Here is a 25229-nt window from a genome sequence, read left to right as displayed (position 1 = left end):
TGCGCCGAGGGGCGTTAGCTCAGTTGGTCAGAGCAGGGGACTCATAATCCCTGGGTCGCGGGTTCAAGTCCCGCACGCCCTACTCATCACCGCACTTCGGATACCGAAGAAGACGCCGATCCACTCGGCGGCGTCCATTTCCGACCGCACTGACCCGTCATCGTCAGCGCTCGCATCATCATGAAAGAGGGAAACCACGTGAGCTACGAACAGCCAGCCCCCTATCCGCCGGCAGGGCCCATGCCCCCGGCACGCCGGACCAACGGCGTCGGCATTGCGGCACTCGTCGTCGGCATCATCGCCATCCTGCTGTCCCTGATCCCGATCGTCGGCATCATCGTGGCCGTTGTGGCCGTCGTCCTGGGCATCATCGGTCTCGTCCTGAAGAACCGGGCGCGCGGCATGGCCATCACCGGTCTGATCCTCGGCGCGGTCGCCCTGGTGGTCGGAGTCATCGTCACCATCGTCGCGGGCGTCTTCGTCAGCGAGATGGACCGGCAGATGAACCAGGAGAACGCCATCGAGTACCGGGCCACGGTCTCCGCCGGTGCGGCCACCGTCTCCTACGGATCCGTCAGCGGACAGTCCACCGCGGAGTTCGAGGGCGAGTGGACCGAATCCCTCAACGTCACCGGCTTCGACATCCCGAGCCTGATGGTCAGCGGGGACATCCTCGGCGAGGACCAGGAACTGACCTGCGAGATCATCGTCAACGGTGAGACCGTCTCCTCCCAGAGTGGCACCAGCACCGTGTCCTGCTCCGGCAGCACGATCGACTGACCTGCACCTTCAACGAACAGTCATGGTCAGCTGACCACCACGGACAGAGCGCCGGCGGGCTCGGGCAACCGAACCCGCCGGCGCTCTTTCAGTAGTAGCGGCCGGCCTGCGGGAGCATGTTGTACGGGCTGTAGTTGATGTTGGTGATGGACAGGCCCTCTTTCTCGTTGCGGGCGTGGGCGATCTTGCCTCCGCCGAGCACCACGGCGATGTGATAGACCCCGGTGCCGGAGCCATTGCTGGACCAATAGACCAGATCGCCGGGTTTCGCCTGGGAGACGGGCACATAGGACGTGGCGGCGCCGTGCTGAGCCCGCGCGGTGCGGGGGAGTGACCGTCCGGCGGCCTTGAAGGCGTCCACGGTGAAGCCTGAGCAGTCGTACTCCCAGGGACCGTTGCCGCCCCACTGATACTGCGCACGGGGGTCCTTCGCCTTGGCGGTGGCCCAGGTGACGACCTTCGAGGTCCAGGACGGGGCGGTGGTGGAGGGCATCTCCGCCTGGTTCGGCAACGGGCTGACGGCGGGGGTGCTGACGTCACCCCGGTGGGCGATGAAGCGGTGGGCCTTCTGGAGCATGATGGCGGTCTCGCCGCGCGTGATGCTCTGCTGCGGTTTGAAGGTGCCGTCGGCGTAGCCCCGGGCGATGCCGTTCTCCTGCAGCCAACTGGCCTCATGGTAGAAGGACGTGGACCAACGCATGTCCGCGAAGGGGGAGTAGTTCGGGCCCTTCTTCGTGGCCCCCGCCAGTCGGTAGATGAAGGCCGCCATCTGGCCACGGGTGATGTCCTTGGTCACGCCGAAGGAGCGATCGGCATTACCGGTGGACACACCCGCCTGGGCCATCCAGGTGATCGGACCGGAATAGTACTGTCCCGTTGCGGGCACGTCAGTGAAGTACTTTTTCCCGTTTTGGATGTACTTCGGGGTGACCTGGCGGAAGAGGAAGGTGGCCATCTCCGCGCGGGTGATGTTCTGGTACAGGCCAAAACTGCCATTGGTGTAGCCCGTGGCGATCCCGTTGCAGTACACCCAGGTCACGGCGGAGTAGTACGTCTTGTTGGTCTTCTTGACGTCGGAGAAATTGGATGAGGAGCACTGGGCGGCTGCCGCCGGGGGCGCCGTCATCACGTCCGCCGCCACGCCGGCGGTGGCGGCGGAGGCCACCAGGGCCGTCGCACCGATGAAGGCTGCAACGCGGTGCCGGAAGGGTCGTTGCGTGCGGAAAGACGGGACGGTGGGGCGAGCGGATGAAGACACAGTGGTCCCCTTCAAGGTGCGAATCACGAGCATGACAGGTCCCACGCCGGACTAGCCGTGTCCTAGGAAAGGCCAGGGACAGTCCAGGGAAAGAGGCGCGGGGGCGGCGGCCCACCGGCGGGTCAGGAGCTACCCGCCCGAATGACATCGGGCCAGGAGTCAGGATATCGCACTGTTATGGAACTGACACCTCGAAATCCCACGATTCACCGGAGACATGTGCCTCAGGCGCCTCGCAAACCAGGGTCCTGTTGCCCGGTACCGTGGAACCGTGCCAGCCCCCGAGACTCCCGAGACCCCTCAGGTCCCCTCAGCAGCCCGTGCCACGGGCGTCCCGCAACAACGCCCCGTCCGTCTGTTCATGGACGCCCGCTACACGCGGATCGGATTCCATGACGGCATCTCGCGCTACGGTGCCAGCCTCATTGCCGCGGCCGCCCGCCTCGCGCCGGCGGTCGAGGTCACGATGATCATCTCGGACGAGGCGCAGCTGGACATGTTGCCGGCAGGCCTGCCCTGGGTGAAGGTCACGGACCCGACCTCCCCTGCCGAACCGTTCCTGGCCCGGCAGCTCAATCCGTACCGGCCGGACATCGTCTTCTCGCCCATGCAGACCATGGGCTCCGCCGGCCGGGACTACGGCCTGATCCTGACCCTGCATGACCTGATCTACTACCAGCACCGCACCCCGCCGGGGGACATGCCCGGGCCGGTCAAACTGCTCTGGCGGGCCTTCCACCTGGCGTATTGGCCCCAACGGCTGGTCCTGGACCGGGCCGATGCCGTGGCCACCGTCTCCGAGACCACCCGCACGCTGATGAGGCGTCACCGGCTCACCCGGCGTGAGATCCGCATCATCGGCAACGCGCCCCAACCGGTGGACCGGCCCCGTGATCCCGAGCAGGCCCCGGAGCGGTCGCTGGTCTACATGGGCTCCTTCATGGACTACAAGAACGTCCAGACCCTCATCCGGGCCATGGCCCACCTGCCCGGTTACCGGCTGCACTTGCTCTCCAAGATCACTGCCGTCCGGGAGGGCGAACTCACGGCCGTGGCCCGTGCCGCCGGCGTCCGGGAGGACGCGGTGGTCTTCCACCACGGCACCACGGACGAGGACTATGTTGAGCTGCTGCGCTCGGCCACCGCCCTCGTGATCCTCTCCCGGGCGGAGGGCTATGGCCTGCCCCTCGCCGAGGCCATGGCGCAGGGAACCCCGGTGGTGGTCTCGGATGCGGAGATCTTCCGGGAGATCGGCGGGCCCGACGGCGGCGCCGCACGGTTCGTGCGCCTCGGGCCTTCCGCTCCCGGTGGCGGAGCGGCCGCTCACCCGGCGGACACCTCGCCGGCCGAGATGGCCGCCCGGGTCCGTGAGCTGGAGGATCCTGCGGTCTTCGCCGCGGCTTCCCGGGCGGCGGCCGAGCGTGCCGGCCTGTTCAGCTGGGATGCCTCCGCACGAGCGCTCGTGGACCTGGCCCGGGACATCGCCGGGCGGCGGTCCCGCTCCGCCTAGCTGCCCCTGCCGGTGCGTTCCGCCGGGCCGCCCCTACCGGGGCGGGCCGCCCTCGAGTGGCCACAGGATCGACGGTCCGGACCAGCCCAGCAGCACCAGCGGATCGAGGTAGCGGTCCCAGGCCGCGCCGTCGACCACCCAGCCATCCGGGATGCGCACACCCCAGTGCACGCAACGCTGGGGGCAGTGCTCTGCCTCCGAGGCCACGGTGCCGCCGTTCTCTCCGCCGTCCTCTCCGCCGGTGTCGTCCCCTTCACTCCGGCCCGGACCCACGGTGCCCAGCAGTTCTCCGGCTTCCACGCGGTCACCGACGGACCAGTGCTCCGCGGCCGTGACCGGTTCCAGGCTCGAGAGCATGCCGTTGGCGTGGGCGAGCGTGATGACGGGCCGCCCTGCCACCGGTCCGGCGAAGCGCACCGTCCCGGCCCCGGGGGCCACCACCTCGTCCACCGTCGCCTCCCAGTCCACGCCGCGGTGGCCGGCCGCCCACGGTTCCGGGGGAGGATCGAAGGCCCGCAGGACCGCGCCCGAGGTGGGCGGCACCCAGCCGCTCGTCACTTCGGTCGCCGTGGTGACCTGCGACGAGGACGCCACGGGTGCTGCCGCCGTGATCGGCGGGACGGCGGCCGGGGCTGCCAACCCCAGGGTCGCCAGGCCGAGCAGGCGCAGCACCAGCGGGAATCGACCGCCGCCGTCGGCGGGAAGGGTGGGCAAGGACCAAGGTGACATGACTCCAGACTGGGGCGCCGGCGTCGTGCGTGGGGGGCGGGAACGGTCTGCTGGTGGATGAGTACGCCAGACAGGTTCCCTGTGGAGGAGCGGAGGCCGCCCAAGAGACCAGGAACCGGGAGGAGCCACGGGGCGGAACGGCTGACGCAGCAGGGCAGGCCGGAAGCCGGCCGGTTCGGAGCATGGATTCGGCTGGGGTAAGATTGGGCCAGCAGTTGTGTGCCCTTGCCGTCAGCGATGACGTGCGGAGTGCGCCGCTGACTACGCGTATGACTGATGCCGGCCCCCCAGGGGTGCGGCAGGTTCCCACCATCGGTCCCGGACGCCCGCTGAGCGGGTGCCACGGGTCAGCGTCGGGAATGCCGGGTTCGCCCGCAGGACATGCCAGGGACCGGACCACCACGGAACGGTCGTCAACCGACAACATACAAGGAGCGACATGCCTGTCGTCACCATGCGCCAGCTGCTGGACTCCGGCGTCCACTTCGGACACCAGACCCGCCGCTGGAACCCCAAGATGAAGCGCTTCATCTTCACCGAGCGCAACGGCATCTACATCATCGACCTGCAGCAGTCCCTGTCCTACATCGACCGGGCCTTCGAGTTCGTCAAGGAGACGGTGGCCCACGGTGGCACCATCCTCTTCGTCGGCACCAAGAAGCAGGGTCAGGAAGCCATCGCCGAGCAGGCCACCCGCGTGGGCATGCCCTACGTCAACCACCGTTGGCTCGGCGGCATGCTCACCAACTTCGCCACGGTCTCCAAGCGCGTGCAGCGCATGAAGGAGCTCGAGGAGATCGACTTCGAGGACGTTGCCGGTTCCGGCCACACCAAGAAGGAACTCCTCCTGCTGCAGCGTGAGCTGACCAAGCTGGAGTCCAACCTCGGCGGTATCCGCAACATGACCCGGACCCCCTCTGCGGTCTGGATCGTGGACACCAAGAAGGAGCACCTCGCCGTGGACGAGGCCCAGAAGCTGGGCATCCCGGTGGTCGCCATCCTGGACACCAACTGCGATCCCGACGAGGTCACCTACCCGATCCCGGGCAACGATGACGCGATCCGCTCCGTCAACCTGCTGACCCGCGTGGTGGCCGACGCCGTGGCCGAGGGCCTCATCGCCCGCAACCAGGGCAAGTCCGGCGGCCAGGCCGCCGAAGAGCCGATGGCCGAGTGGGAGCGCGAGCTCCTCGAGCAGCACCAGGCCGAGCAGGCCGCCGCTCCGGAGGCCGGCCCCGCCACGGGCGGCATGTCCTCTCCGCAGGGCGAGCAGGCCGCCCAGGCCGATGTCGAGGCCGCACAGGACGTTCCGGCTTCGGCGGACGCCTCCGAGGTGGCCGAGGCTGCCGAGGGCACCGAGGCACCGGCAGCGCAGGCCCCCGAGGCCAAGTGATCCACCACCGGCCGGCCCCACACGGGGCCGGCCGGTGTCTGCCCGGACCAGGTCCGGGCACCAGAACCAAGCACCACAACACCACTTCGGGACAATCCCGCTACAGGTAAGGATGGGTACCACGCATGGCGAACTACACCGCAGCTGACATCAAGGCCCTGCGCGAGCGCACCGGCGCCGGAATGATGGACGTCAAGAAGGCGCTCGACGAGGCCAATGGCGACAGCGACAAGGCGATCGAGATCATCCGCGTGAAGGGCCTCAAGGGCGCCACCAAGCGCGAAGGCCGTGCGGCCGTCGAGGGCCTGGTCGCCGCCGTCGTCAAGGACGGCACCGGCGTCATGATCGAGGTCAACTGCGAGACCGACTTCGTCGCCAAGAACGAGAAGTTCATCGAGCTGGGCAACGTCGTCCTCGAGCAGGCCGTCTCCACCGGTGCAGCCGACCTCGAGGCCCTGCTGGCCTCCGAGTTCAACGGCCGCACCCTGGGCGAGCACGTCGTCGACGAGGGCGCTGTCCTCGGCGAGAAGGTCGTCGTCCGCCGCATCGCCCGCGTGGAAGGTGCCTTCGTGGACGCCTACCTGCACAAGACCTCCAAGGACCTTCCCGCCCAGGTGGGCGTGCTGTTGGCCGTGGATGCCGACACCGAGGCTGCGCAGACCGCCGCTCACGACGTCGCCGTGCACACCGCCGCCTTCGCCCCGACCTACCTGTCCCGCGAGGACGTGCCGGCCGAGACCGTCGAGAACGAACGTCGCATCGCCGACGAGACGGCCCGCGCCGAGGGCAAGCCGGAGCAGGCCATGGCCAAGATCGTGGAGGGGCGCCTGACCGGCTTCTTCAAGGAGATCGTGCTTGTGGACCAGCCGTTCGCCAAGGATCCGAAGCAGACCGTCGGCAAGGTCCTGACCGACGCCGGCACCGCCGTCGCCGGTTTCGCCCGCTTCCGCGTCGGCAACTGACCGACCCGCACGGCGGGCCCCCGCCCACGCGGTAGGATCGGACCGACCGCGCAGCGGATGAGTCTGAAAAGGGGGTGGTCATCCAACATGGATGGCCACCCCCTTTGCTCTGCCCGACGAACCCCCTCACGTGGTGCACCGCCACCACCGCCAGTCCCGATGAGCCCAGGAGGCCAGCCCATGGAGAGCACCGACCAGCGAACCACACCGGACATCCGCGACGCCACGTCCTTCAACGAATCCCGGGACCTGCAGCAGGCCCAGGCCGGTGACACCCGAGGCAATCCCGGCCGGACCGGGAAGCGCCGGGTGCTGCTCAAGCTCTCCGGCGAGGTCTTCGGAGGCGGCAAGGTCGGCGTGGATCCGGACACGGTACGCGGCATGGCCGAGCAGATCGCCGATGCCCGGGGGGAGGTCGAGATCGCCATCGTCGTCGGTGGCGGAAACTTCTTCCGCGGAGCCGAGCTCTCCGAGAACGGCATGGACCGCCGGCGTGCCGACTACATGGGCATGCTCGGCACCGTCATGAACTGCCTGGCTCTGCAGGACTTCCTGGAGCAGGCCGGTGTGTCCACCCGCGTCCAGTCCGCCATCCACATGGAACAGGTCGCCGAGCCGTACATCCCGCTGCGCGCCATCCGTCACATGCAGAAGGGCCGCGTGGTGATCTTCGGGGCCGGCACCGGCCTGCCGTACTTCTCCACGGACACCGTGGCTGCTCAGCGTGCCCTGGAGATCGGTGCCGACGAGGTGCTCATGGCCAAGTCCGGCGTGGACGGCGTCTACACCGCAGATCCGAAGAAGGACCCCTCGGCACGGAAGTATGAGCACCTCACCTATGATGAGGCGCTGCTGAACGACATCCGGGTGATGGACCAGACCGCGATGACCATGTGCAAGGACAACGGCCTGTCCATGATGGTGTTCGGCATGGAGGGTCAGGGCAACGTCACCCAGGCCCTGCTGGGTGAGAGGATCGGCACCACCGTCACCCTCTGACCTGCACCGCCGGTCCGTCCGGACCGCCCACCTGGGACCGCCGCACGAGCGGGTGTCCTAGGATTGACCACAACCGCACCAGAACCCAGGAGACAACGTGACGCAGGAAACCCTTCAGGCTGCCACCGAGCAGATGGAGAAGACGATCGAGGCCACCCGCGAGGACTTCGGCTCGGTCCGCACCGGCCGGGCGAACCCCGGGCTCTACTCCAAGGTCATGGTGGACTACTACGGCTCCTACACGCCGCTCCAGCAGCTCGCCTCCTTCACCACCACCGACGCCCGCACCCTGCTGATCACGCCGTTCGACGTGTCCGCACTGCGCAACATCGAGAAGGCCCTCTCGGACTCCGAGGTCGGCGCGAACCCGTCCAACGACGGCAAGGTCATCCGCGTGGTCATGCCCGAGCTGACCGAGGAACGCCGCAAGGAGTACGTCAAGCTCATCAAGACCAAGGCCGAGGACCACAAGGTCTCCCTGCGCAACACCCGCCGCAAGACCAAGGAGACCCTGGACAAGATGGTCAAGGACGGGGACGTCGGCGAGGACGAAGGGGCACGCGCCGAGAAGGAACTCGACGCCATGACCCGTCGGTTCACGGACGAGATCGACGAGATGGCCAAGCGTAAGGAAACGGAACTCCTCGAGGTCTGAGCACCCCACCACACCATGACTGATCCCTCCGCGCCCGCTGCCTCGCAGCCGGTCCTGCCGCCGGTTCCGCAACCGGACCAGCCGGAACCACCGGTGACCCGGCGGCAGCGGCGGGAGCAGGAGGCCGCCCGGGCTCGCCAGGCCAAGGCCGGCCGCAACATCCCGGCTGCCATCACGGTCGGCTTGCTGCTGCTCGGTGGCGCCCTCGTCGGGTTGATCTGGTTTCCGGTGGTGCTGGCGATCCTCGTCATCGCACTGCTGCTGCTGGGGGTCACGGAAACAGCGCAGGCCGTCTCGCGGCGCGGCCTCGACATCCCCCGGATGCCGCTCTGGGCCGGCGCCGTGGCGATGCCCCTCGGCGCCTTCGCCGGCGGGGTCGAGGCCCTGGTGCTGGCGCTGCTGGGCACACTTCTGCTGGTCCTGGTGTGGGCGGTGGTCGAGGATCTGCCGGCCCGGGGAGAGTCCGTGATGGCCTCCGCCTTCATCGTCCTCTGGGTGCCGTTCCTGCTGTCCTTCGCGATCGCCCTGCTGGGCCAGGAGCACGGCAACCTCATGGTGGCCTGCATGCTGCTCATGGTGGTCTCCAATGACACCTTCGGCTACATCGTCGGCGCCAGCTTCGGCAAACACCCCATGGCGCCCAAGATCAGTCCCAAGAAATCCTGGGAGGGCTTCGCCGGATCGGTGGCCGGCTCCGTGATCGTGGGCACGGCCGCGGTCCATCTGTTCCTGGACCACCCGTGGTGGGTCGGCAGTCTGCTCGGCCTCCTGACCGTGGCCTCGGCGACCGCCGGTGACTTCGCCGAATCCATGATCAAGCGGGAGCTGAACATCAAGGACATGGGGTCGATGCTCCCCGGCCACGGCGGTGCCATGGACCGGTTGGACTCGCTCGTGTTCTCCGCACCGGTCGCCTACATGGTCTTCGCCCTGCCCTTCGTGTGAGACCGGCCTGCTGCGGTGTGAGAGAGAGTCCTGACACCCCGGCGGCCTGACGGGATCTGCCGGTCCCGCTGGCTACGATGGACTCGTTGGCGGACCCCCCACTCTTTTCGAAGGAGCCTTCTCGATGGACCACGGCACGCGGCAGGATTCCGAAGGACTCCAGCAGCAGGTGATGCGGTCGGCCGACCGCCAACCCTTCGACCTCGCGGACCGGCGCACCTTCGGATACCACCGCAAGCAGGTGGACCGGTTCCTGGCCCGGGCCCGAGTCGCCTATGAGGGCGGGGGAGACCTGCGCTCTGCCGACATCCGCCACATCACCTTCGACGCGGTCAAGGGCGGCTACCGGGCCGACCAGGTCGACGACGTCCTGGACCGGCTCGAGGACGCCCTCGCCCGGTCCGAGCGCGAACGGCGCATCGAGGTGGAGGGCGAGGAAGCCTGGATGAATCGGGTCCACGCGTCCATCGACGTCCTCCGGGGCCGCCTCGACCGCCCCGACGGCGAGCGATTCCGCCGCCCGGCCCGGGATCGGGACGGCGGCTACGACCGGGCCGAGGTGGACGCCCTGTGCCACCGCCTCTCGGCTCGCTTCGACGACCGCACCGAGGGTGCTGACCTGGGTGCCGATGACCTGCGCAGGGTGGTGTTCGCGGCTGCTCCCGGCACCGACGGCTATGACGAGGCGCAGGTGGACGCGTTCCTCGACGCCGCCATCGACGTGCTCTCCATCCTCGACTGACCGGCCCAGCCGGCCTGACCGGCCAGTTCGATCCGTTGTCAGCGGCCACCCTTACCGCCGGCCTCACCGCCGCCCAGGAGCGACTCGACGAGCGGCACCGTCCGCCAGGCGACCAGTTCGGTCATGGCCAGGGACGTGTCCGCACGGTCCACCCCGTCGATCTGCAGGATCCGCGAGTGGATCCTGAACAAGTCCTCGGCGTTCCGGGCCGCCACCCGGGCCAGGACATCCGCCGAGCCGGTGAGGCCGTGCGCCTGGACCACTTCGGGGATCCCGCGCAGGGCCGCGGTGATCTCGGTGAGTCGCTGCTGGTGGACGTGGATCTGCACGAACGCCGTCAGCGGGTGCCCGAGGGCGTCCATGCTGATCCGGCGTTCGAAGGGCAGGAACACCCCCTCCTCCGTGAGCCGGACCAGGCGCGCCTGGACCGTGTTGCGGGACAGGGAGAGCGCCTGGGCAAGGGCCACGGTGGTGGCATCCGGCGTCTTCGAGAGCTCGACGAGAAGCCTCAGGTCCGTGGTGTCCAACGTGCGCATGGTGCTCACTTTCTCGGGAGGGTCTCGCGCGGTCGCTGAGCAGGATGCCCAGTGCGGACAGCGTACCTTGTGCAACCCTGTCGCTGTGACTAGCATCACAGGACAGCGGTCGACACCCTGACCGCGTCCACGGCTATGGCACGGCACCCACCCGGTGCGGGCCTGAACGAGGAGGTCACCATGGGATCCACCAGCCTGATTCCCCCATCCACCGGCATGCCCCACGTCCCCGAACCGGACCTGCTCCAGGTGCTCACCCCGGAGGGCCATCGCCGTCCGGATCATGACCTGGACCCCTGGCTGGAGGACGTCACCCCCGCGATGCTGACATCCCTGCACCGGGACATGACCCTCATCCGCCGGATCGACACGGAGTGCACGCACCTCCAGCGTCAGGGAGAACTCGCCCTGTGGCCGCCGCTGCTGGGGCAGGAGGCCGCGCAGGCCGGTTCGGCCGTGGCCATGCAGGACGACGACTACGTCTTCCCCTCCTACCGGGAGAACGGCGTGGCCTACCTGCGGGGCGTCGACCCACTGGGCCTGGTCCGCCTGTGGCGCGGCGCCACGTTCGCCGGCTGGAAACCCCAGGACCACAACTTCGCGGCCCAGCAGATCATCATCGGCGCGCAGGCGCTGCATGCCGTCGGCTACGCCATGGGCATCACCCGGGACGGCGCGGACGCGGCGGCCATCGGCTACTTCGGCGACGGTGCCACCAGTCAGGGCGACGTCAACGAGGCCATGGTCTTCGCCGCCAGCTTCCACGCCCCCGTGGTGTTCTTCTGCCAGAACAACCACTGGGCGATCTCCGAGCCGGTCGGCCTGCAGGCCAAGCGCCACATCGCCGACCGCCCCTGGGGCTTCGGCATCCCCGCCATGCGGGTGGACGGCAACGACGTCCTCGCGGTCATGGCCGCCACCCGCCGCGCCCTCGAACGGGCGCGCAACAGCGGCGGCCCCACCTTCATCGAGGCGGTGACCTACCGGATGGGCCCCCACACCACCGCGGACGATCCGACCCGCTACCGGGACGCGGAGGAGGTGGAGGCCTGGCGCGCCAAGGACCCCATCGACCGGCTCGAGAAGCACCTGGCCGAGCTGGGGGAGGACGTCGAGGCCCTGACGGCCGACTCCACCGCCGCGGCGGATGCCATGGCCGCGGAGCTGCGGGCCGGCGTCGCCGCCTTGGCCGATCCGGAACCGGCTGATCTCTTCGACCACGTCTACGCGGAGCCGCACCACGAGCTGGAGCGTCAGCGCGAGCACTACCGCCTCTACCTGGAGCAGTTCGACGGGCCGCAGCTGGAAGCGGGTGTGCGATGACGGGGGCCGCCGCCGAGAACCTCACCTTCGGCAAGGCCATCAATGCCGGCCTGCGTGCCGCCTTGGCCGATGACCCCGCCGTCCTGCTCATGGGCGAGGACATCGGCCAGCTTGGCGGAGTCTTCCGCATCACCGACGGCCTGCAGGACGAGTTCGGCGAGGACCGTGTGGTGGACACGCCCCTGGCTGAGTCCGGCATCATGGGCACTGCCGTCGGCCTGGCCTACCGGGGCTACCGTCCCGTCGTGGAGATCCAGTTCGACGGGTTCGTCTACCCGTCCTTCGACCAGATCGTCTCCCAGGTCGCCAAGCTCCACCACCGCACTCACGGAGCCGTGACCATGCCGATCACCATCCGCATCCCGTTCGGCGGCGGCATCGGCTCACCCGAGCACCACTCGGAGTCACCGGAGGCCTACTTCGTGCACACGGCCGGGCTGCGGGTCGTCTCCCCGTCCACGCCGCAGGAGGGGTTCGACCTCATCCGCGCGGCCGTCGCGAGCAACGACCCGGTCGTCTACCTGGAGCCGAAGCGCCGCTACCATGACAAGGCTCCCGTGGACCTCACAGCGCCGTTGCGCCCTCTCGGCCCGGCCGCCCTGGCCGCCCAGGGATCCGATGTCACCCTGGTGACCTATGGTCCGCTGGTGAAGACCTGTCTGCAGGCCGCGGAGGCCGCCGCCGCGGACGGGGCCTCCCTCGAGGTGATCGACCTGAGGTCGCTGTCCCCGATCGACTTCGGGCTCATCGAGTCCTCCGTGCGCAAGACCGGCCGGCTAGTGATCGCCCATGAGGCCTCCCGCACCGGGGGGCTGGGTGCCGAGATCGCGGCCACGGTGACGGAGCGCTGCTTCCACTGGCTGGAACACCCGCCGGTGCGTGTCACCGGATTCGACATCCCGTACCCGCCGGCCAAGCTCGAGCACCACCACGTGCCGGACCTGGACCGCATCCTCGATGGCGTGGACCGGGCCCTGGGCCGCCCGAACTCGCTCGACTCCCTGGACCCCTTCGCGGCACCCGTACCGCTGGGATCCACGTCCGACCACACGTCAGGAGCCTGACATGCTCAAAGTCTTCAACCTGCCCGATCTCGGCGAGGGACTGACCGAGTCGGAGCTGCTCTCCTGGAAGATCGCCGTCGGTGACACGGTCGCGGTGAATGACGTGCTCGCGGAGGTGGAGACGGCCAAGGCGGTCGTCGAGCTCTCCAGTCCCTTCGACGGCACCATCGCCGAACTGCACGGGGAGCCCGGGGCGGTCATCCAGGTCGGTGCCCCCATCATCTCCTTCGACCTGCCCGGAGCGGGACCGGACAAAACCGACAATGCCCCCGCGTCCGACGCCGGCTCCTCCTCCCTGCCGGATGGCCGGGTTCCGACGCTGGTCGGCTACGGCGCGGCAGTCGAGGGAGCCGGGCGCCCTGCCCGGCGCGCCCGGGCCGGGCGCCCCGCGGCGCCCGATCCGGTGACGGCAGCCCAGCCGTCCGGCTCGCCGTCCTCGGTACCGGTGCCGGCCGGGGCCACCGCAACGCTCACGGCCGAGCGCCCGCGTTCCACCCCGCCGGTCCGCAAGCTCGCGCGCGACCTCGGGGTGAACATCGCCCTGCTCGCGGGCAGCGGAGCGGGGGGAGTGGTGACCCGCGAGGACGTCGCGGCCGCCGCGGACGGTGCGCGGCCGGCGTCGGCCAGTCCGTCCGGGACGGATACCCTGACCGAGGCCGCGGCCGGTGGGGTCCGCACCCTCGGGGGCCGGCCCCGCACGGAGGAGGAGCCGATCCGCTCTGTCCGCAAGGCCACCGCCGCCGCCATGACGTCCAGCGCGTTCACGGCCCCGCATGTGACCGAGTTCCTGACCGTGGACGTCACCGAATCCGTTGAGTTGCTGCAGGAGGTGAGGCAGCGGCGGGACTTCCGCGAGTTGAAGCTCACTCCCCTCACCCTGGTGGCCCGGGCTGCCTGCCTGGCGCTGGAGCGCACCCCCGAACTCAATGCCCGGTGGGACGGGGACGGTGGGCGGATCATCCGGCAGAACTACGTCAACCTGGGCATCGCCGCGGCCACCCCGCGCGGACTCATGGTGCCGAACCTCAAGGACGCCCAGGACCTGGATCTGCGCTCGCTGGCGATCAGGCTGGCCGAGCTGACGGAGGTGGCCCGGGAGGGGAAGCTGACGCCCGAGCAGCTCTCCGGGGGCACGTTCACCCTGACCAACGTGGGGGTCTTCGGGGTCGATGCCGGCACCCCCATCATCAATCCGGGGGAGGCGGGCATCCTGGCCATCGGTCAGGTCCGGCGGATGCCGTGGGAGTACCGGGATGAGATCGCGCTGCGCCAGGTGATGACGCTGTCCCTGTCCTTCGACCACCGGCTGGTGGACGGCGAGCAGGGCTCGCGGTTCCTGGCCGACGTCGGCGCGGTGCTGGCGCGCCCGGGCATGGCCCTGGCGCTGTTCTAAGGCCCGTCAGCCGAGGTGGTCAGCCGAGCTGCATGATGAGCTCGGTGACCACCTCGGACCGCGCGTTGGAGAAGTTCTTGTCCTCGCCCACCACGGAGAAGCCGCGGCGGGTGAGGATCTTCTGCGAACCGATGTTGTCCGCCGGCACGTGCGCGCGCAGGGGACGGTCCGTGAAGGCCTCCAACAGGGCGTCCACCGCGGAGGTGGTGATGCCCTGGCCCCAGTATTCGCGGGCAGTCCAGAAGGAGAGTTCCGGCTCCTCGCCGATGCCGGAGACGACGACGGCCCCGGCGACCTGGCCGTCCTGCTCGATGGTCCGGACCTTCGTGGCGGGGTCCTCGAGCAACCGGGACCAGTGGTAGTCGAACACGCCGCGGTCCTGGGGACTGCGCGGGGCGAAGGCGGCCATCAGGTTGGCCTCGGGATCCTGCTGGTGCTCAAAGAAGTAGTCCAGGTCCTCGGACCGGACTTCACGAAGTTGCACGGAAATGGTGACCTCCTCGTCACGGGGTGGGGCCTGAACCACGGTGGCCCTCGCTCTCACACTGTACGCGGAATACTAGCGGGCCTCGGATCCCGCCAGCAGCGCGGACAGGGCCATCCCCTCCAACAGGGTGCGCCGTCCTCGCTGCTCCGAGGGTGAGCGGCGGACCGAATGCGGGGTGGAATTCACGAGCCCGAGGGCCGCCTGGGTGCGGAAGACCGCCGTGCCGTGGTCCTCGTCCGGGTGCAGCAACCGCAACTGGTCCGCCCAGACGCCGATGTAGTCCCGCTGGAGCCGGACCACCTCGGCGCGCACATCCGGCTCGAGATGGCGCATCTCCCGGCCCTGCACGGCGATCACGTCGCGGTGGGAGAGGGCGAAGTCCGTCTGAAAGCGCACGAGGGCGGCCAGGGCCCCTCGTGCTCCGGCCTCGGTGCCGGCCACCCGGTGGGCGCCGTCCAGCAGGTCCCGGCTGACCTGGAGCAGCAGCTCGCCGAGGACTGCGGTCTTGCCCGGGAAGTGCCGGTACACCGCCGGGCCGCTGACACCGCAGGCCGCGCCCAAGTCCTCCAATCGGACCGAGGTGAAGCCCTGGTCGGCGAACAGCCGGGCGGCGGCCTCCAGCAGGGATTGGCGGCGATCGGCCTTGGCGGCGGCACGGGCGGTCTGTTCGGAGGTCATGGCGTCCTGGGGATGTCTATGGGATGAGCTGGGGGCGGGGCTGGTGGGGGCCAGGCGGTCCGGCGGTGGACAGCGAGCCCCCGGGGTGTCTACGATCACATCATAGTTTCAGTTAATCGCGATTTACTCAGATGGGACACGCCATGAGCACCACCCAGCATTCCGCCGGTCTGGCCGGACCCGAACTCGACGAGGACTACCGGGACCTGGTCGGCACCGTCCGGGAGTTCGCCGACGAGGTGGTGGCACCGGTCTCCGCCGTCCTGGATGCGCGTCATGAGTTCCCCTACGAGATCGTGCGTCAGATGGGGGAGATGGGTCTGTTCGGCCTGCCGTTCCCGGAGGAGTACGGCGGCATGGGTGGCGACTACTTCGCGCTGGCGCTGGCCCTCGAGGAGCTGGGGCGGGTGAACCAGTCCGTGGCCATCACCCTGGAGGCCGGAGTGTCCCTGGGGGCCATGCCGGTCTACCGCTTCGGCACCGAGGAGCAGAAGGACACGTGGCTTCCGGACCTGGTGACGGCCCGTGCCCTGGCCGGCTTCGGGCTGACCGAGCCCAACGGCGGGTCGGACGCCGGGGGGACCCAGACCACGGCGACCCTGGCTGACGGCACCTGGACCGTGAACGGGGCCAAGGAGTTCATCACCAACTCCGGCACGGACATCACCCGGCTCGTCACCGTCACGGCGGTGACCGGCGTCGACGAGGCGAGGAGGGGGCCGGACGGCAGCCCGGGCAAGGAGATTTCCACCCTCCTGGTGCCGTCCGGCACGCCCGGGTTCACCGTGGGTGCGGCCTACGACAAGATGGGCTGGAACTCCTCGGACACCCACCCGCTGTTCTTCGACGGCGTCGAGGTGCCGGAGGCGAACCTCCTGGGCGAGCGGGGCCGTGGCTACGCCAACTTCCTCTCGATCCTGGACGAGGGGCGCATCGCCATCGCCGCCCTGTCCACGGGGGCGGCCCAGGGGTGCGTGGATGAATCGATCGCCTATGCGAAGACCCGGACCGCCTTCGGGCAGGCCATCGGTAAGAACCAGGCCGTGTCCTTCAAGATCGCCCGGATGCAGGCGCGGGCCCACTCGGCCCGGTTGGCGTATTACGAGGCGGCGGCCAAGATGCTGGCGGGCAAGCCGTTCAAGACGGAGGCGGCCATCGCCAAGCTGGTCGCCGGAGAGGCGGCCATGGACAATGCGCGGGATGCCACGCAGGTGTTCGGTGGCTACGGATTCATGAACGAGTCCCTGGTGGCGCGCCACTACCGCGACTCGAAGATCCTGGAGATCGGTGAGGGCACCACCGAGGTCCAGCTCATGCTGATCGCGCGCTCCCTCGGCCTCTGACCTCGCGCGACACTGATACTGAAAATTGCTCGAATGGCTGTGATCTGTATCACTGAGCGCTTAGGATGGCCGAGTCATACTCGCCGGTAGCCTGCGGGCACCACACTGACTGGGGGATACGTGTCTTCAACACCACACCCAGACCTGGCCGACAACGGCCACGTCGATTTCCGCGCCGTTCAGGCCACGCCACAGTTCCAGGAGTTGCGGAAGACCCACCGCAGCTTCGTCTTCCCGTGGACCGTGGTCTTCATCGTCTGGTACTTCCTGTACGTCATCCTCGCGGCCTACGCCCCTGAGTTCATGTCCATCAAGGTCCTCGGCAACATCAATCTGGGGCTGGTGATCGGGCTCCTGCAATTCGTCTCGACCTTCGTCATCACCGGGCTCTACGTGGCCTTCTCCAACAAGAAGTTGGATCCGCGGTCCACGGCCATCCGGGAGGAACTCGAAGCCCTGGACCCGAGCATCGCCAACCAGAGCCTCTCCGGTTCCGGTAAGCCGATCGATGAATCGACCGACGGAGGCCAGAAGTGAACACTCTCTCCCTGCCAACCCCCGTCCTGACTGCCAGCGCCGAGGGCACCAACGTCGGTGAGCCGTGGCTCAACATCCTGATCTTCGGCCTCTTCGTCGCGATCACCCTCATCATCGTCCTGCGGGCCTCCAAGAACACCAAGACCGCGGCCGACTACTACGCCGGCGGCCGGTCGTTCACCGGTACCCAGAACGGCACCGCGATCGCGGGAGACTACCTCTCGGCCGCGTCCTTCCTCGGCATCGTGGGAGCCATCGCCATCAACGGCTATGACGGCTTCCTCTACTCGATCGGTTTCCTCGTGGCGTGGCTCGTGGCCTTGCTCCTGGTGGCCGAACTGCTGCGCAACACCGGCAAGTTCACCATGGCGGACGTGCTGTCCTTCCGCCTCCGGCAACGGCCGGTCCGCATCGCGGCGGCGCTCGCCACCCTGATGGTCTGCCTCTTCTACCTGCTGGCCCAGATGGCCGGCGCCGGAGCGCTCGTCTCCCTGCTGCTGGGCATCGACGAGCGGCTGGGCCAGTCCGTGGTCATCGCGATCGTGGGCGCGCTGATGATCGTCTACGTGCTCGTGGGCGGCATGAAGGGCACCACCTGGGTCCAGATCATCAAGGCCTGCCTGCTGATCGCCGGTGCCTTCATCATGACCATCTGGGTCCTGGCCCTGCTCGGCTTCAACTTCTCCGCCCTGCTCGGTGCGGCCGTGGAGCTCAGCCCGGAAGGCGAGGCCATCCTCGACCCGGGCCTGCAGTACGGCCTCAGTGAGGTCACCAAGCTCGACTTCCTGTCCCTGGGCCTGGCCCTCGTGCTCGGCACCGCCGGCCTGCCCCACGTGCTGATGCGCTTCTACACGGTTCCGACCGCCAAGGAGGCCCGCAAGTCCGTGGTCTGGGCCATCGTGCTGATCGGCGCCTTCTACCTGTTCACCCTGGTGCTGGGCTACGGGGCCGGCGCCCTCATTGGCCCGGAGCGGATCGAGAACGCGCCGGGCGGCGTCAACTCGGCGGCACCGCTGTTGGCGTTCGAACTCGGTGGACCGCTGTTGCTGGGCCTGATCTCGGCCGTCGCCTTCGCAACCATCCTGGCGGTGGTGGCCGGCCTCACGATCACCGCGGCCGCGTCGTTCGCGCACGACATCTACGCGAACGTCCTGGCCAAGGGCAAGACGAGTCCGGAGAAGGAGGTCAAGATCGCCCGCCGCACCGTGGTGGTCATCGGCGTCCTGGCGATCATCGGTGGCATCGGCGCACAGGGCCAGAACGTGGCGTTCCTGGTGGCACTCGCCTTCGCGGTCGCCGCATCCGCCAACCTGCCCACCATCCTCTACTCGCTGTTCTGGAAGGGCTTCACCACCCAGGGCGCCCTGTGGTCGATGTACGGCGGCCTGGGTGCCGCGATCCTGCTGATCGTCTTCTCCCCGGTCATGTCCGGCACGGAGACGTCCATGATCGTCGGCGTCGACTTCGCCTGGTTCCCGCTGAAGAACCCGGGCATCGTCTCCATCCCGCTGGCCTTCCTCCTCGGATTCATCGGCTCCAAGCTGGACAAGCGCACCGAGAACCCGGAGAAGCAGGCCGAGATGGAGGTGCGTTCCCTGACGGGCATCGGCGCCGAGAAGGCGGTGGACCACTAACCCCCACGACCGATCAGACACCGTGCGGGCCAGGAGAACTCGTTCTCCTGGCCCGCACGGCGCTGTCCGGCTCCGGGGGAGCGGATGGCAGGGATCTCCCGGTTCGTCCGGTCATAATGGTCCGGTGACTTCCGAACCGCTGTACCTGCCCGACGCCGGCCCCACGAGCATCCGCCGGGTCACCCTGATCGGCTCCACCGGCTCGATCGGCACCCAGGGACTCGAGGTCATCGCCGCGGCTCCGGAGCGCTTCGCGGTCGCCGGGCTGTCCGGCGGATCCAACACCGCCCTCCTGGCGCGCCAGGCCGTGGCCACCGGCGCCGGCGCCGTCGGCAGCGCGAGCGCCACCACGGGCGAGCTCGCTGAGGCCATCGCCGCCGCAGCCCAGCAGGCCGGGGTGCCCACGCCCTCCCCGGAGTTGTTCTCCGGGCCCACCGCGGCGGCCGAGGTCGCCGCCTGGGAGGGCGCCGACGTCGTGCTCAATGGGATCACCGGGTCCATCGGCCTGGCGCCCACGCTCGCGGCGCTGCAGGCCGGACATCTGCTCGCGCTGGCCAACAAGGAATCCCTCATCGTCGGCGGGGCCCTCGTCAAGCAGGCCGCCGCTCCGGGCCAGCTCGTCCCGGTCGACTCGGAGCACTCCGCCCTCGCCCAGGCCCTGCGCTCCGGGGCCGCCGAGGAGGTCCGGCGCCTGGTGGTCACCGCCTCCGGCGGGCCCTTCCGCGGCCGGACCCGGGACCAGCTCGCCGGGGTCACCCCGGCCGAGGCCCTGGCGCACCCCACCTGGGACATGGGCAAGGTGGTCACCACCAACTCGGCCTCCATGGTCAACAAGGCCCTCGAGGTGATCGAGGCCCACCTGCTCTTCGACCTTCCGCTGGACCGGATCGACGTGGTCGTCCACCCGCAGTCGATCGTCCACTCGATGGTCGAGTTCACCGACGGCTCCACGATCGCCCAGGCCTCCCCGCCGGACATGCGCCTGCCCATCGCCCTCGGCATCGGCTGGCCCCACCGCGTGCCCGGCTCTGCCGCCGGCCTGGACTGGACGCGGGCCGCGACGTGGACCTTCGAACCCCTGGACGAGGACGCCTTCCCCGCGGTGCGGCTCGCCAAGCAGGCCGCCGGCGCCTCCACCACGCACATGGCCGTCTACAACGCCGCGAACGAGGAGGCCGTGGAGGCCTTCCACACCTGCCGGATCGGCTTCACCGAGATCGTGGACACCGTTCGCGCCGTCGTGGAGGACTATGACCCGGACGTCGTGCTGGCCGGCCAGGATCTGAGCGTCGAGGCGCTCGCGGCCGCCGAACAGTGGGCCCGCACCGCAGCACAGGCGCGGTGGTGACGGTGGAGATCCTGTGGTTCATCGTCGGCGTCCTCGCCGTGGCCGTCGGCATCGCCCTGTCGATCGCCCTGCACGAGGTCGGCCACCTGGTGCCCGCCAAGCTCTTCGGCGTCCGCGTCACGCAGTACATGGTCGGCTTCGGCCCCACCGTGTTCTCCCGCAAGAAGGGGGAGACCGAGTACGGGGTGAAGGCCATCCCGCTGGGCGGCTACGTCTCCATGGTGGGGATGTACCCTCCGGAGCACCCCGAAGAGGGCGAACGGCCGCGCAGTGCCAGCACCGGCCTGTTCCAGCAGATGGCCACCGACGCCCGTCAGATGTCCGCCGAGGAACTGCAGCCGGGGGACGAGAAGCGCACATTCATCTCGCTGCCGGTGTGGAAGCGGATCATCATCATGCTCGGCGGGCCGTTCATGAACCTCGTCATCGCGTTCGCCCTGACGGCCATCCTCGTGACCACCACGGGCGTGGCCACCGCCACGACCACCGTCTCCGAGGTGTTCAAGTGCGTGCTCCCGGCCGCCGTCCAGCAGGAGCGGGCCGCCGCCGGCGAGGCAACCGGGCAGGACGGCACGGAGGCCTGCCGGCCCGGGGACCCGGCCGCGCCGGCCTTCGAGGCCGGCCTGGAACCGGGGGACACCATCACCGCCTTCAACGGCCGCCCGGTGGACGACTGGGATGAGCTGTCCTCCGCCATCCGCGAGCGGGCCGGTGAGCCCACGGCCATCACCTGGGAACGTGACGGTGCCGAACAGTCCGGGACCATCACCCCGAAGCTCACCGAGCGGCCGGTCGCCGATTCCAGCGGCCGCGCGCAGACCAACCCGGACGGCAGCACCCAGACGGAGGACGTCGGCTTCGTCGGAATGGGCTCCGAGGTCCAGAACGTGCCGCAGCCGATCACCGAGACCTTCCCGGTGATGGGTCAGCAGCTGAAGGCGACCGCCGACGTGGTGGTAGTGCTGCCCGTGAAGCTCTGGGAGACGGCCGTCGCCGTCTTCGGCCCGGAGGAGCGCGATCCCAACGGGCCGATGTCCGTGGTGGGCGTGGGCCGCATCGCCGGTGAGGCCGCCGCCTTGGAGGACGTGCCGCTGGCGGACAAGGCTTCCCTGCTGCTCTCCCTGGTGGGTGGTGTCAACGTGGCCCTGATGGTGTTCAACCTCATCCCCCTGCTACCCCTGGACGGCGGTCACGTGGCCGGGGCGCTGTGGGAGGCCCTCCGCCGCGGGTGGGCCAAGCTGACCCGGCGCCGGGACCCCGGGGTCTTCGACATCGCCAAGCTGCTGCCGCTGACCTACGTGGTCGGGATCGCCCTGCTCGGCATGGGCCTGTTGCTGATCGTGGCGGACATCGTGGATCCCATCCGCATCTTCTAGCCAGAGCGGACGGACCGAGGTGTCGCACAACCTCTGGACCGGAGAGGTGTCCTACGCTGGCCCCATGGCCGAACCACAGAAGATCTTCGCCGTCCAGTACAACTACGTCCCCGGGCTGGGTGACCAGCGTGACGTGCACCGCGCCGCCCACCGTGAGTTCCTGGGCTCCCTGGGCACCGCCATGGTGGCCGCCGGCGCCTACGTGGATGATCCGACGGCGGCCCTGCTGCTCGTCAAGTCCGATGCGGCTGAGAGCGTCCGGGACCTGCTGGCCGGGGACCCCTTCCAGCAGCACGGCCTGATCTCCTCCATCGATGTCCACGAATGGTCGTGCGCGGTCGGTGACCAGGCGGCCGCCCTCCGCGGGAACGGGGCCTGAGTATCGAACGCCGCCGCGTCCTGACGTCCCTGGCCGGACTCACCGCCGCCGGTGCTGTCGCGGCACTGACCGCCTGCACCCCCAGCCCGCAACCGGGCGCCGGTGGGCCGGCGGGCTCGGGCTCGGCGCCGCCGTCGGGCACTCCGACCCCGAGCCCCACGCCCACTCCCACCCCGACGCCGACCCCGGAGCTCCCCGGCGGGGGGACCACCCTGTTCCCGGGCCGCCGCATGGTGGCGCTGTACGGCACGCCCGGCACCGGCTCCCTGGGCATGCTGGGTGAGCAGGACGTGGACGAGGCCCTGGAGCGGGCCGCCGCCCTGGCCGCGGACTACCAGCCCTTCAGTGAGGAGCCGGTGATCCCGGCCTTCGAGATCATCTCCACCGTGGCGACCTCGTCTCCGGGACCCACGGGGGACTACACCTCCTACGTGGACCGGGATCAGCTGGCCGAGTGGGTCGAGGCCGCTGGAAAGGCGGACACCTACGTGGTCCTGGACCTGCAACCGGGAACCCAGGACTTCACCACCCAGGCCCAGGCCTTCGAGGAACTGTTGCTGCTCCCGCACGTGGGGCTGGCGCTGGACCCGGAATGGCGGCTGCAGCCCGGCCAGCGGCACATGGAGCAGATCGGGCAGGTCTCCGCCGCGGAGGTCAACGAGACCACCGCCTGGCTGGCGGAGCTCGTGGCGAAGCACGATCTGCCGGAGAAGCTCGTGATCCTGCACCAGTTCCAGGCCCGGATGATCCCGGACCGGCAGGACGTGGAGGCCCGGGACGGGCTGGTGCTCATGGTGCACGCGGACGGCAACGGGTCCGCGGAACAAAAGCAGGGGACGTGGCGTTCGCTGAAGAAGGACCTGCCGTCCGGGATGCGTCTGGGGTGGAAGAACTTCATCGACGAGGACTCGCCGACCTTCACCCCGGAGCGGACCATGACGGAGGTCTCACCCCAGCCCTGGTTCATCTCGTACCAGTAGACTGGGGCGAACGGAACCCCCGTACCCCGATCAGCCCCACAGGAGTTGTCAGTGCCCGTCAGTCTTGGCATGCCCGCCGCACCACCGCCCGTCCTGGCACCTCGCCGCAAGACGAGGCAGTTGCAGGTGGGACGAGTGGGCGTGGGCTCCGATCACCAGGTCTCGGTCCAGACGATGACCACCACGAAGACGCATGACATCGGCGCCACGCTCCAGCAGATCGCCGAGCTCACCGCGGCCGGCTGTGACATCGTCCGGGTGGCCTGCCCCACGGACAAGGACGCCGAGGCGCTCAAGGTGATCGCGCAGCAGTCCACCATCCCCGTGATCGCGGACATCCACTTCCAGCCGAAGTACGTGTTCGCGGCGATCGAGGCCGGTTGCGGTGCCGTGCGCGTGAACCCCGGAAACATCCGGAAGTTCGACGACCAGGTCAAGGAGATCGCCCAGGCCGCCTCGGACCACGGCACCTCCATCCGGATCGGCGTCAACGCGGGTTCGCTGCATCCCGACCTGCTCAAGAAGTACGGCAAGGCCACCCCGGAGGCGCTCGTCGAGTCCGCCGTGTGGGAGGCCTCCTTGTTCGAGGAGCACGGCTTCCGCGACTTCAAGATCTCCGTCAAGCACAACGACCCGGTGATCATGGCCCGCGCCTACGAACTGCTGGCCGAACAGGGCGACTGGCCGCTGCACCTCGGCGTCACCGAGGCCGGGCCCGCCTTCCAGGGCACCATCAAGTCCGCCAGCGCCTTCGGCTATCTCCTCGGCAAGGGCATCGGTGACACGATCCGCGTCTCCCTGTCCGCCCCGCCGGTCGAGGAGGTCAAGGTCGGGCTGCAGATCCTGCAGTCCCTGAACCTGCGCGAGCGCCGCTTGGACATCGTCTCCTGCCCCTCCTGCGGCCGTGCTCAGGTGGACGTGTACTCCCTGGCCGAAGAGGTCACCGAGGGCCTGAAGGACCTCACGGTTCCGCTGCGCGTGGCCGTCATGGGCTGCGTGGTCAACGGGCCCGGGGAGGCCCGCGAGGCCGATCTCGGCGTGGCCTCCGGCAACGGCAAGGGCCAGATCTTCATCAAGGGCGAGGTCGTCAAGACGGTGCCGGAGGACGAGATCGTGGAGACGCTGCTGTTCGAGGCCCGTCGGATCGCCGCCGAGTCCGGCCTGGAGGAAAGCAGCGAGGGTACCGATGGTCAGAATCCTGTCCAGGGCTCGCCCGTGGTCACCGTCTCCTGACGACGCCGTCCGCCGGGCCACCGGCGGGGCCGTCCGGGTCCTGAACCACGCCGACACCACGGCCCTCACGGCCCTGGCCGCCGCCGACCCGGTGGCGAATTGCTTCGTGGAGTCCATCCTCGAGAAGGGCCGCGACGCGACGCCGGCCCGGTCCGGGGGACCCCTCTTCCTCGGCATCTTCACCCAGGCCACCCCCGTGACCGCCGGTCGCCCGGCCGAGCTGGAGGCCGCCTGCTGGGTGGGCGCCAACGTGGTCCCCGTCGGCGCTACCGCCGAGGCCGGCGCCCTCTTCGGGGTGGCGCTCACCGCCCTGCACCGCCGCTTCGCCTCCGTCTACGGTCCGCGCGAGGCGGTGCTGCCCCTCTGGGACGAGCTGTCCCGGGGACCGCAACGGGCCCGCCAGATCCGGGACGACCAGCCCCTCATGGTCCTGCGCGGCCGTCCCGCGGTGGAGCCCTCGCCCCGCGTCCGTCCAGCCCGCCCCGAGGAGTTCCCCGTGGTGCTGCCCGCCTGCGTGGCGATGTTCGAGGAGGAGCTCGGCTTCTCGCCCCTGCAGAACGGGGCGGTGCAGTACCGGTTGCGGGTGGAGGACCTGATCCGCAACGGCTGGTCCCTGGTGGATCTCGATGACGCCGGCCGGGTCCGCTTCAAGGCCGATCTCGGCGTGGTCTCCGCCAGCTGCACGCAGATCCAGGGGGTGTGGGTCGAACCGAGCCAGCGCGGACAGGGCCTGGCCGCACCGTCCGTGGCCGCCGTGACGGAGTACGCCCGGCAGACGGCACCCCTGGTGAGCCTCTACGTCAACGGCTTCAACACCGCAGCCCTGCGCACCTACCGCACCGTGGGGTTCGAACAGGTCGGCACCTTCGCCACGGTCTTGTTGTAGGCTCCGCGATCCTGTGCTCCGGGCCTGGGCGCTTGACCTATGCTTTTCCTAGCTCTTGT

The 25229-nt window shown here is 69.3% G+C and carries 25 protein-coding genes and 1 tRNA gene; 21 read left to right on the top strand and 5 right to left on the bottom strand.

What is annotated here, in order from left to right; translation table 11 throughout:
* The first annotated feature begins 8 nt into the window (after positions 1-8).
* Positions 9-82: transfer RNA gene (locus IEX49_RS01760), tRNA-Ile, on the top strand.
* A 116-nt stretch (positions 83-198) separates the two neighbouring features.
* Positions 199-780 (top strand): hypothetical protein, encoded by a 582-nt coding sequence (locus tag IEX49_RS01755; protein WP_188803585.1) that lies wholly within the window; start codon positions 199-201, stop codon positions 778-780.
* An 88-nt stretch (positions 781-868) separates the two neighbouring features.
* Here IEX49_RS01755 and IEX49_RS01750 read toward each other — a convergent pair whose 3' ends face one another.
* Complete coding sequence (locus tag IEX49_RS01750) at positions 869-2038, bottom strand: S-layer homology domain-containing protein (protein ID WP_188803583.1); 1170 nt, start codon at positions 2036-2038, stop codon at positions 869-871.
* 361 nt (positions 2039-2399) lie between these two features.
* Here IEX49_RS01750 and IEX49_RS01745 point away from each other — a divergent pair, with 361 nt between their 5' ends.
* Entirely contained in the window at positions 2400-3548 is a 1149-nt protein-coding gene (locus IEX49_RS01745; protein WP_188804186.1) for a glycosyltransferase, read from the top strand.
* Positions 3549-3581: 33 nt separating this feature from the next.
* Here the strand turns inward: IEX49_RS01745 and IEX49_RS01740 are convergent, their stop codons facing one another.
* A complete protein-coding gene (locus IEX49_RS01740) occupies positions 3582-4277 on the bottom strand; it encodes a M23 family metallopeptidase (RefSeq protein WP_188803581.1) in 696 nt (231 codons plus the stop codon).
* Between the two features lie 439 nt (positions 4278-4716).
* Here IEX49_RS01740 and rpsB point away from each other — a divergent pair, with 439 nt between their 5' ends.
* The 6 genes from rpsB to IEX49_RS01710 all read left to right on the top strand — a co-directional run bounded on the left by rpsB (position 4717) and on the right by IEX49_RS01710 (position 9973).
* A complete protein-coding gene (rpsB, locus tag IEX49_RS01735; RefSeq protein WP_188803580.1) occupies positions 4717-5670 on the top strand; it encodes a 30S ribosomal protein S2 in 954 nt (317 codons plus the stop codon).
* A 125-nt stretch (positions 5671-5795) separates the two neighbouring features.
* Positions 5796-6632 carry a translation elongation factor Ts gene (tsf, locus tag IEX49_RS01730; RefSeq protein WP_188803578.1) on the top strand — a complete coding sequence of 279 codons (837 nt, stop codon included), beginning with the start codon at positions 5796-5798 and terminating at the stop codon, positions 6630-6632.
* 180 nt (positions 6633-6812) lie between these two features.
* The gene (pyrH, locus tag IEX49_RS01725) at positions 6813-7631 is read left to right on the top strand and encodes a UMP kinase (RefSeq protein ID WP_229672083.1); all 819 of its coding nucleotides are present in this window, start codon (positions 6813-6815) and stop codon (positions 7629-7631) included.
* A gap of 97 nt (positions 7632-7728) precedes the next feature.
* Positions 7729-8286 carry a ribosome recycling factor gene (frr, locus tag IEX49_RS01720; protein WP_188803576.1) on the top strand — a complete coding sequence of 186 codons (558 nt, stop codon included), beginning with the start codon at positions 7729-7731 and terminating at the stop codon, positions 8284-8286.
* A gap of 15 nt (positions 8287-8301) precedes the next feature.
* The gene (locus IEX49_RS01715) at positions 8302-9231 is read left to right on the top strand and encodes a phosphatidate cytidylyltransferase (protein WP_188803574.1); all 930 of its coding nucleotides are present in this window, start codon (positions 8302-8304) and stop codon (positions 9229-9231) included.
* Positions 9232-9355: 124 nt separating this feature from the next.
* Positions 9356-9973, top strand: coding sequence for a DivIVA domain-containing protein (locus IEX49_RS01710; RefSeq protein ID WP_188803572.1), 618 nt, complete (start codon positions 9356-9358; stop codon positions 9971-9973).
* A gap of 38 nt (positions 9974-10011) precedes the next feature.
* Here the strand turns inward: IEX49_RS01710 and IEX49_RS01705 are convergent, their stop codons facing one another.
* The gene (locus IEX49_RS01705) at positions 10012-10509 is read right to left on the bottom strand and encodes an Lrp/AsnC family transcriptional regulator (protein WP_188803570.1); all 498 of its coding nucleotides are present in this window, start codon (positions 10507-10509) and stop codon (positions 10012-10014) included.
* A 180-nt stretch (positions 10510-10689) separates the two neighbouring features.
* Between IEX49_RS01705 and pdhA the strand changes: the two genes are divergently transcribed.
* From pdhA to IEX49_RS01690, 3 genes are read left to right on the top strand one after another with little or no spacing between them, the layout of a single operon-like run.
* On the top strand, positions 10690-11832 hold the full coding sequence (gene pdhA / locus IEX49_RS01700; RefSeq protein WP_188803568.1) for a pyruvate dehydrogenase (acetyl-transferring) E1 component subunit alpha: 1143 nt from the start codon (positions 10690-10692) through the stop codon (positions 11830-11832).
* Complete coding sequence (locus tag IEX49_RS01695; RefSeq protein ID WP_188803566.1) at positions 11829-12896, top strand: alpha-ketoacid dehydrogenase subunit beta; 1068 nt, start codon at positions 11829-11831, stop codon at positions 12894-12896. The genes pdhA and IEX49_RS01695 overlap by 4 nt, the downstream gene beginning before the upstream one ends.
* A gap of 1 nt (position 12897) precedes the next feature.
* The gene (locus IEX49_RS01690; RefSeq protein WP_188803564.1) at positions 12898-14289 is read left to right on the top strand and encodes a dihydrolipoamide acetyltransferase family protein; all 1392 of its coding nucleotides are present in this window, start codon (positions 12898-12900) and stop codon (positions 14287-14289) included.
* Between the two features lie 19 nt (positions 14290-14308).
* Here the strand turns inward: IEX49_RS01690 and IEX49_RS01685 are convergent, their stop codons facing one another.
* Complete coding sequence (locus tag IEX49_RS01685; protein WP_188803562.1) at positions 14309-14773, bottom strand: GNAT family N-acetyltransferase; 465 nt, start codon at positions 14771-14773, stop codon at positions 14309-14311.
* 75 nt (positions 14774-14848) lie between these two features.
* Entirely contained in the window at positions 14849-15454 is a 606-nt protein-coding gene (locus IEX49_RS01680) for a TetR/AcrR family transcriptional regulator (RefSeq protein WP_188803560.1), read from the bottom strand.
* A 143-nt stretch (positions 15455-15597) separates the two neighbouring features.
* Between IEX49_RS01680 and IEX49_RS01675 the strand changes: the two genes are divergently transcribed.
* The 9 genes from IEX49_RS01675 to IEX49_RS01635 all read left to right on the top strand — a co-directional run bounded on the left by IEX49_RS01675 (position 15598) and on the right by IEX49_RS01635 (position 25170).
* Positions 15598-16797 (top strand): acyl-CoA dehydrogenase family protein, encoded by a 1200-nt coding sequence (locus IEX49_RS01675; RefSeq protein ID WP_373286656.1) that lies wholly within the window; start codon positions 15598-15600, stop codon positions 16795-16797.
* A gap of 120 nt (positions 16798-16917) precedes the next feature.
* Positions 16918-17334 (top strand): DUF485 domain-containing protein, encoded by a 417-nt coding sequence (locus tag IEX49_RS01670; RefSeq protein WP_188803557.1) that lies wholly within the window; start codon positions 16918-16920, stop codon positions 17332-17334.
* 11 nt (positions 17335-17345) lie between these two features.
* Positions 17346-18968: a monocarboxylic acid transporter gene (locus IEX49_RS01665; protein ID WP_373286666.1), complete on the top strand. Its 1623-nt coding sequence runs from the start codon at positions 17346-17348 to the stop codon at positions 18966-18968.
* Positions 18969-19092: 124 nt separating this feature from the next.
* Positions 19093-20316 carry a 1-deoxy-D-xylulose-5-phosphate reductoisomerase gene (dxr, locus tag IEX49_RS01660; protein ID WP_188803556.1) on the top strand — a complete coding sequence of 408 codons (1224 nt, stop codon included), beginning with the start codon at positions 19093-19095 and terminating at the stop codon, positions 20314-20316.
* Positions 20310-21692, top strand: a complete 1383-nt coding sequence (locus IEX49_RS01655; protein ID WP_188803554.1) for a M50 family metallopeptidase — start codon at positions 20310-20312, stop codon at positions 21690-21692. The genes dxr and IEX49_RS01655 overlap by 7 nt, the downstream gene beginning before the upstream one ends.
* A gap of 64 nt (positions 21693-21756) precedes the next feature.
* A complete protein-coding gene (locus tag IEX49_RS01650; protein WP_188803552.1) occupies positions 21757-22071 on the top strand; it encodes a YciI family protein in 315 nt (104 codons plus the stop codon).
* A 230-nt stretch (positions 22072-22301) separates the two neighbouring features.
* Positions 22302-23051: a hypothetical protein gene (locus IEX49_RS01645; RefSeq protein WP_229672082.1), complete on the top strand. Its 750-nt coding sequence runs from the start codon at positions 22302-22304 to the stop codon at positions 23049-23051.
* A gap of 69 nt (positions 23052-23120) precedes the next feature.
* The gene (gene ispG, locus IEX49_RS01640) at positions 23121-24284 is read left to right on the top strand and encodes a flavodoxin-dependent (E)-4-hydroxy-3-methylbut-2-enyl-diphosphate synthase (RefSeq protein WP_115930803.1); all 1164 of its coding nucleotides are present in this window, start codon (positions 23121-23123) and stop codon (positions 24282-24284) included.
* Positions 24238-25170, top strand: a complete 933-nt coding sequence (locus IEX49_RS01635) for a GNAT family N-acetyltransferase (protein ID WP_188803550.1) — start codon at positions 24238-24240, stop codon at positions 25168-25170. Before ispG ends, IEX49_RS01635 begins: the two co-directional genes overlap by 47 nt.
* The last annotated feature ends 59 nt before the right edge of the window (positions 25171-25229 follow it).

Origin of the sequence: Citricoccus zhacaiensis, assembly GCF_014645315.1 — a bacterium.
Classification (GTDB): domain Bacteria; phylum Actinomycetota; class Actinomycetes; order Actinomycetales; family Micrococcaceae; genus Citricoccus; species Citricoccus zhacaiensis.
Note: the sequence above shows the minus strand (reverse complement) of the source record. Positions and strands in the feature narration are given on the sequence as shown.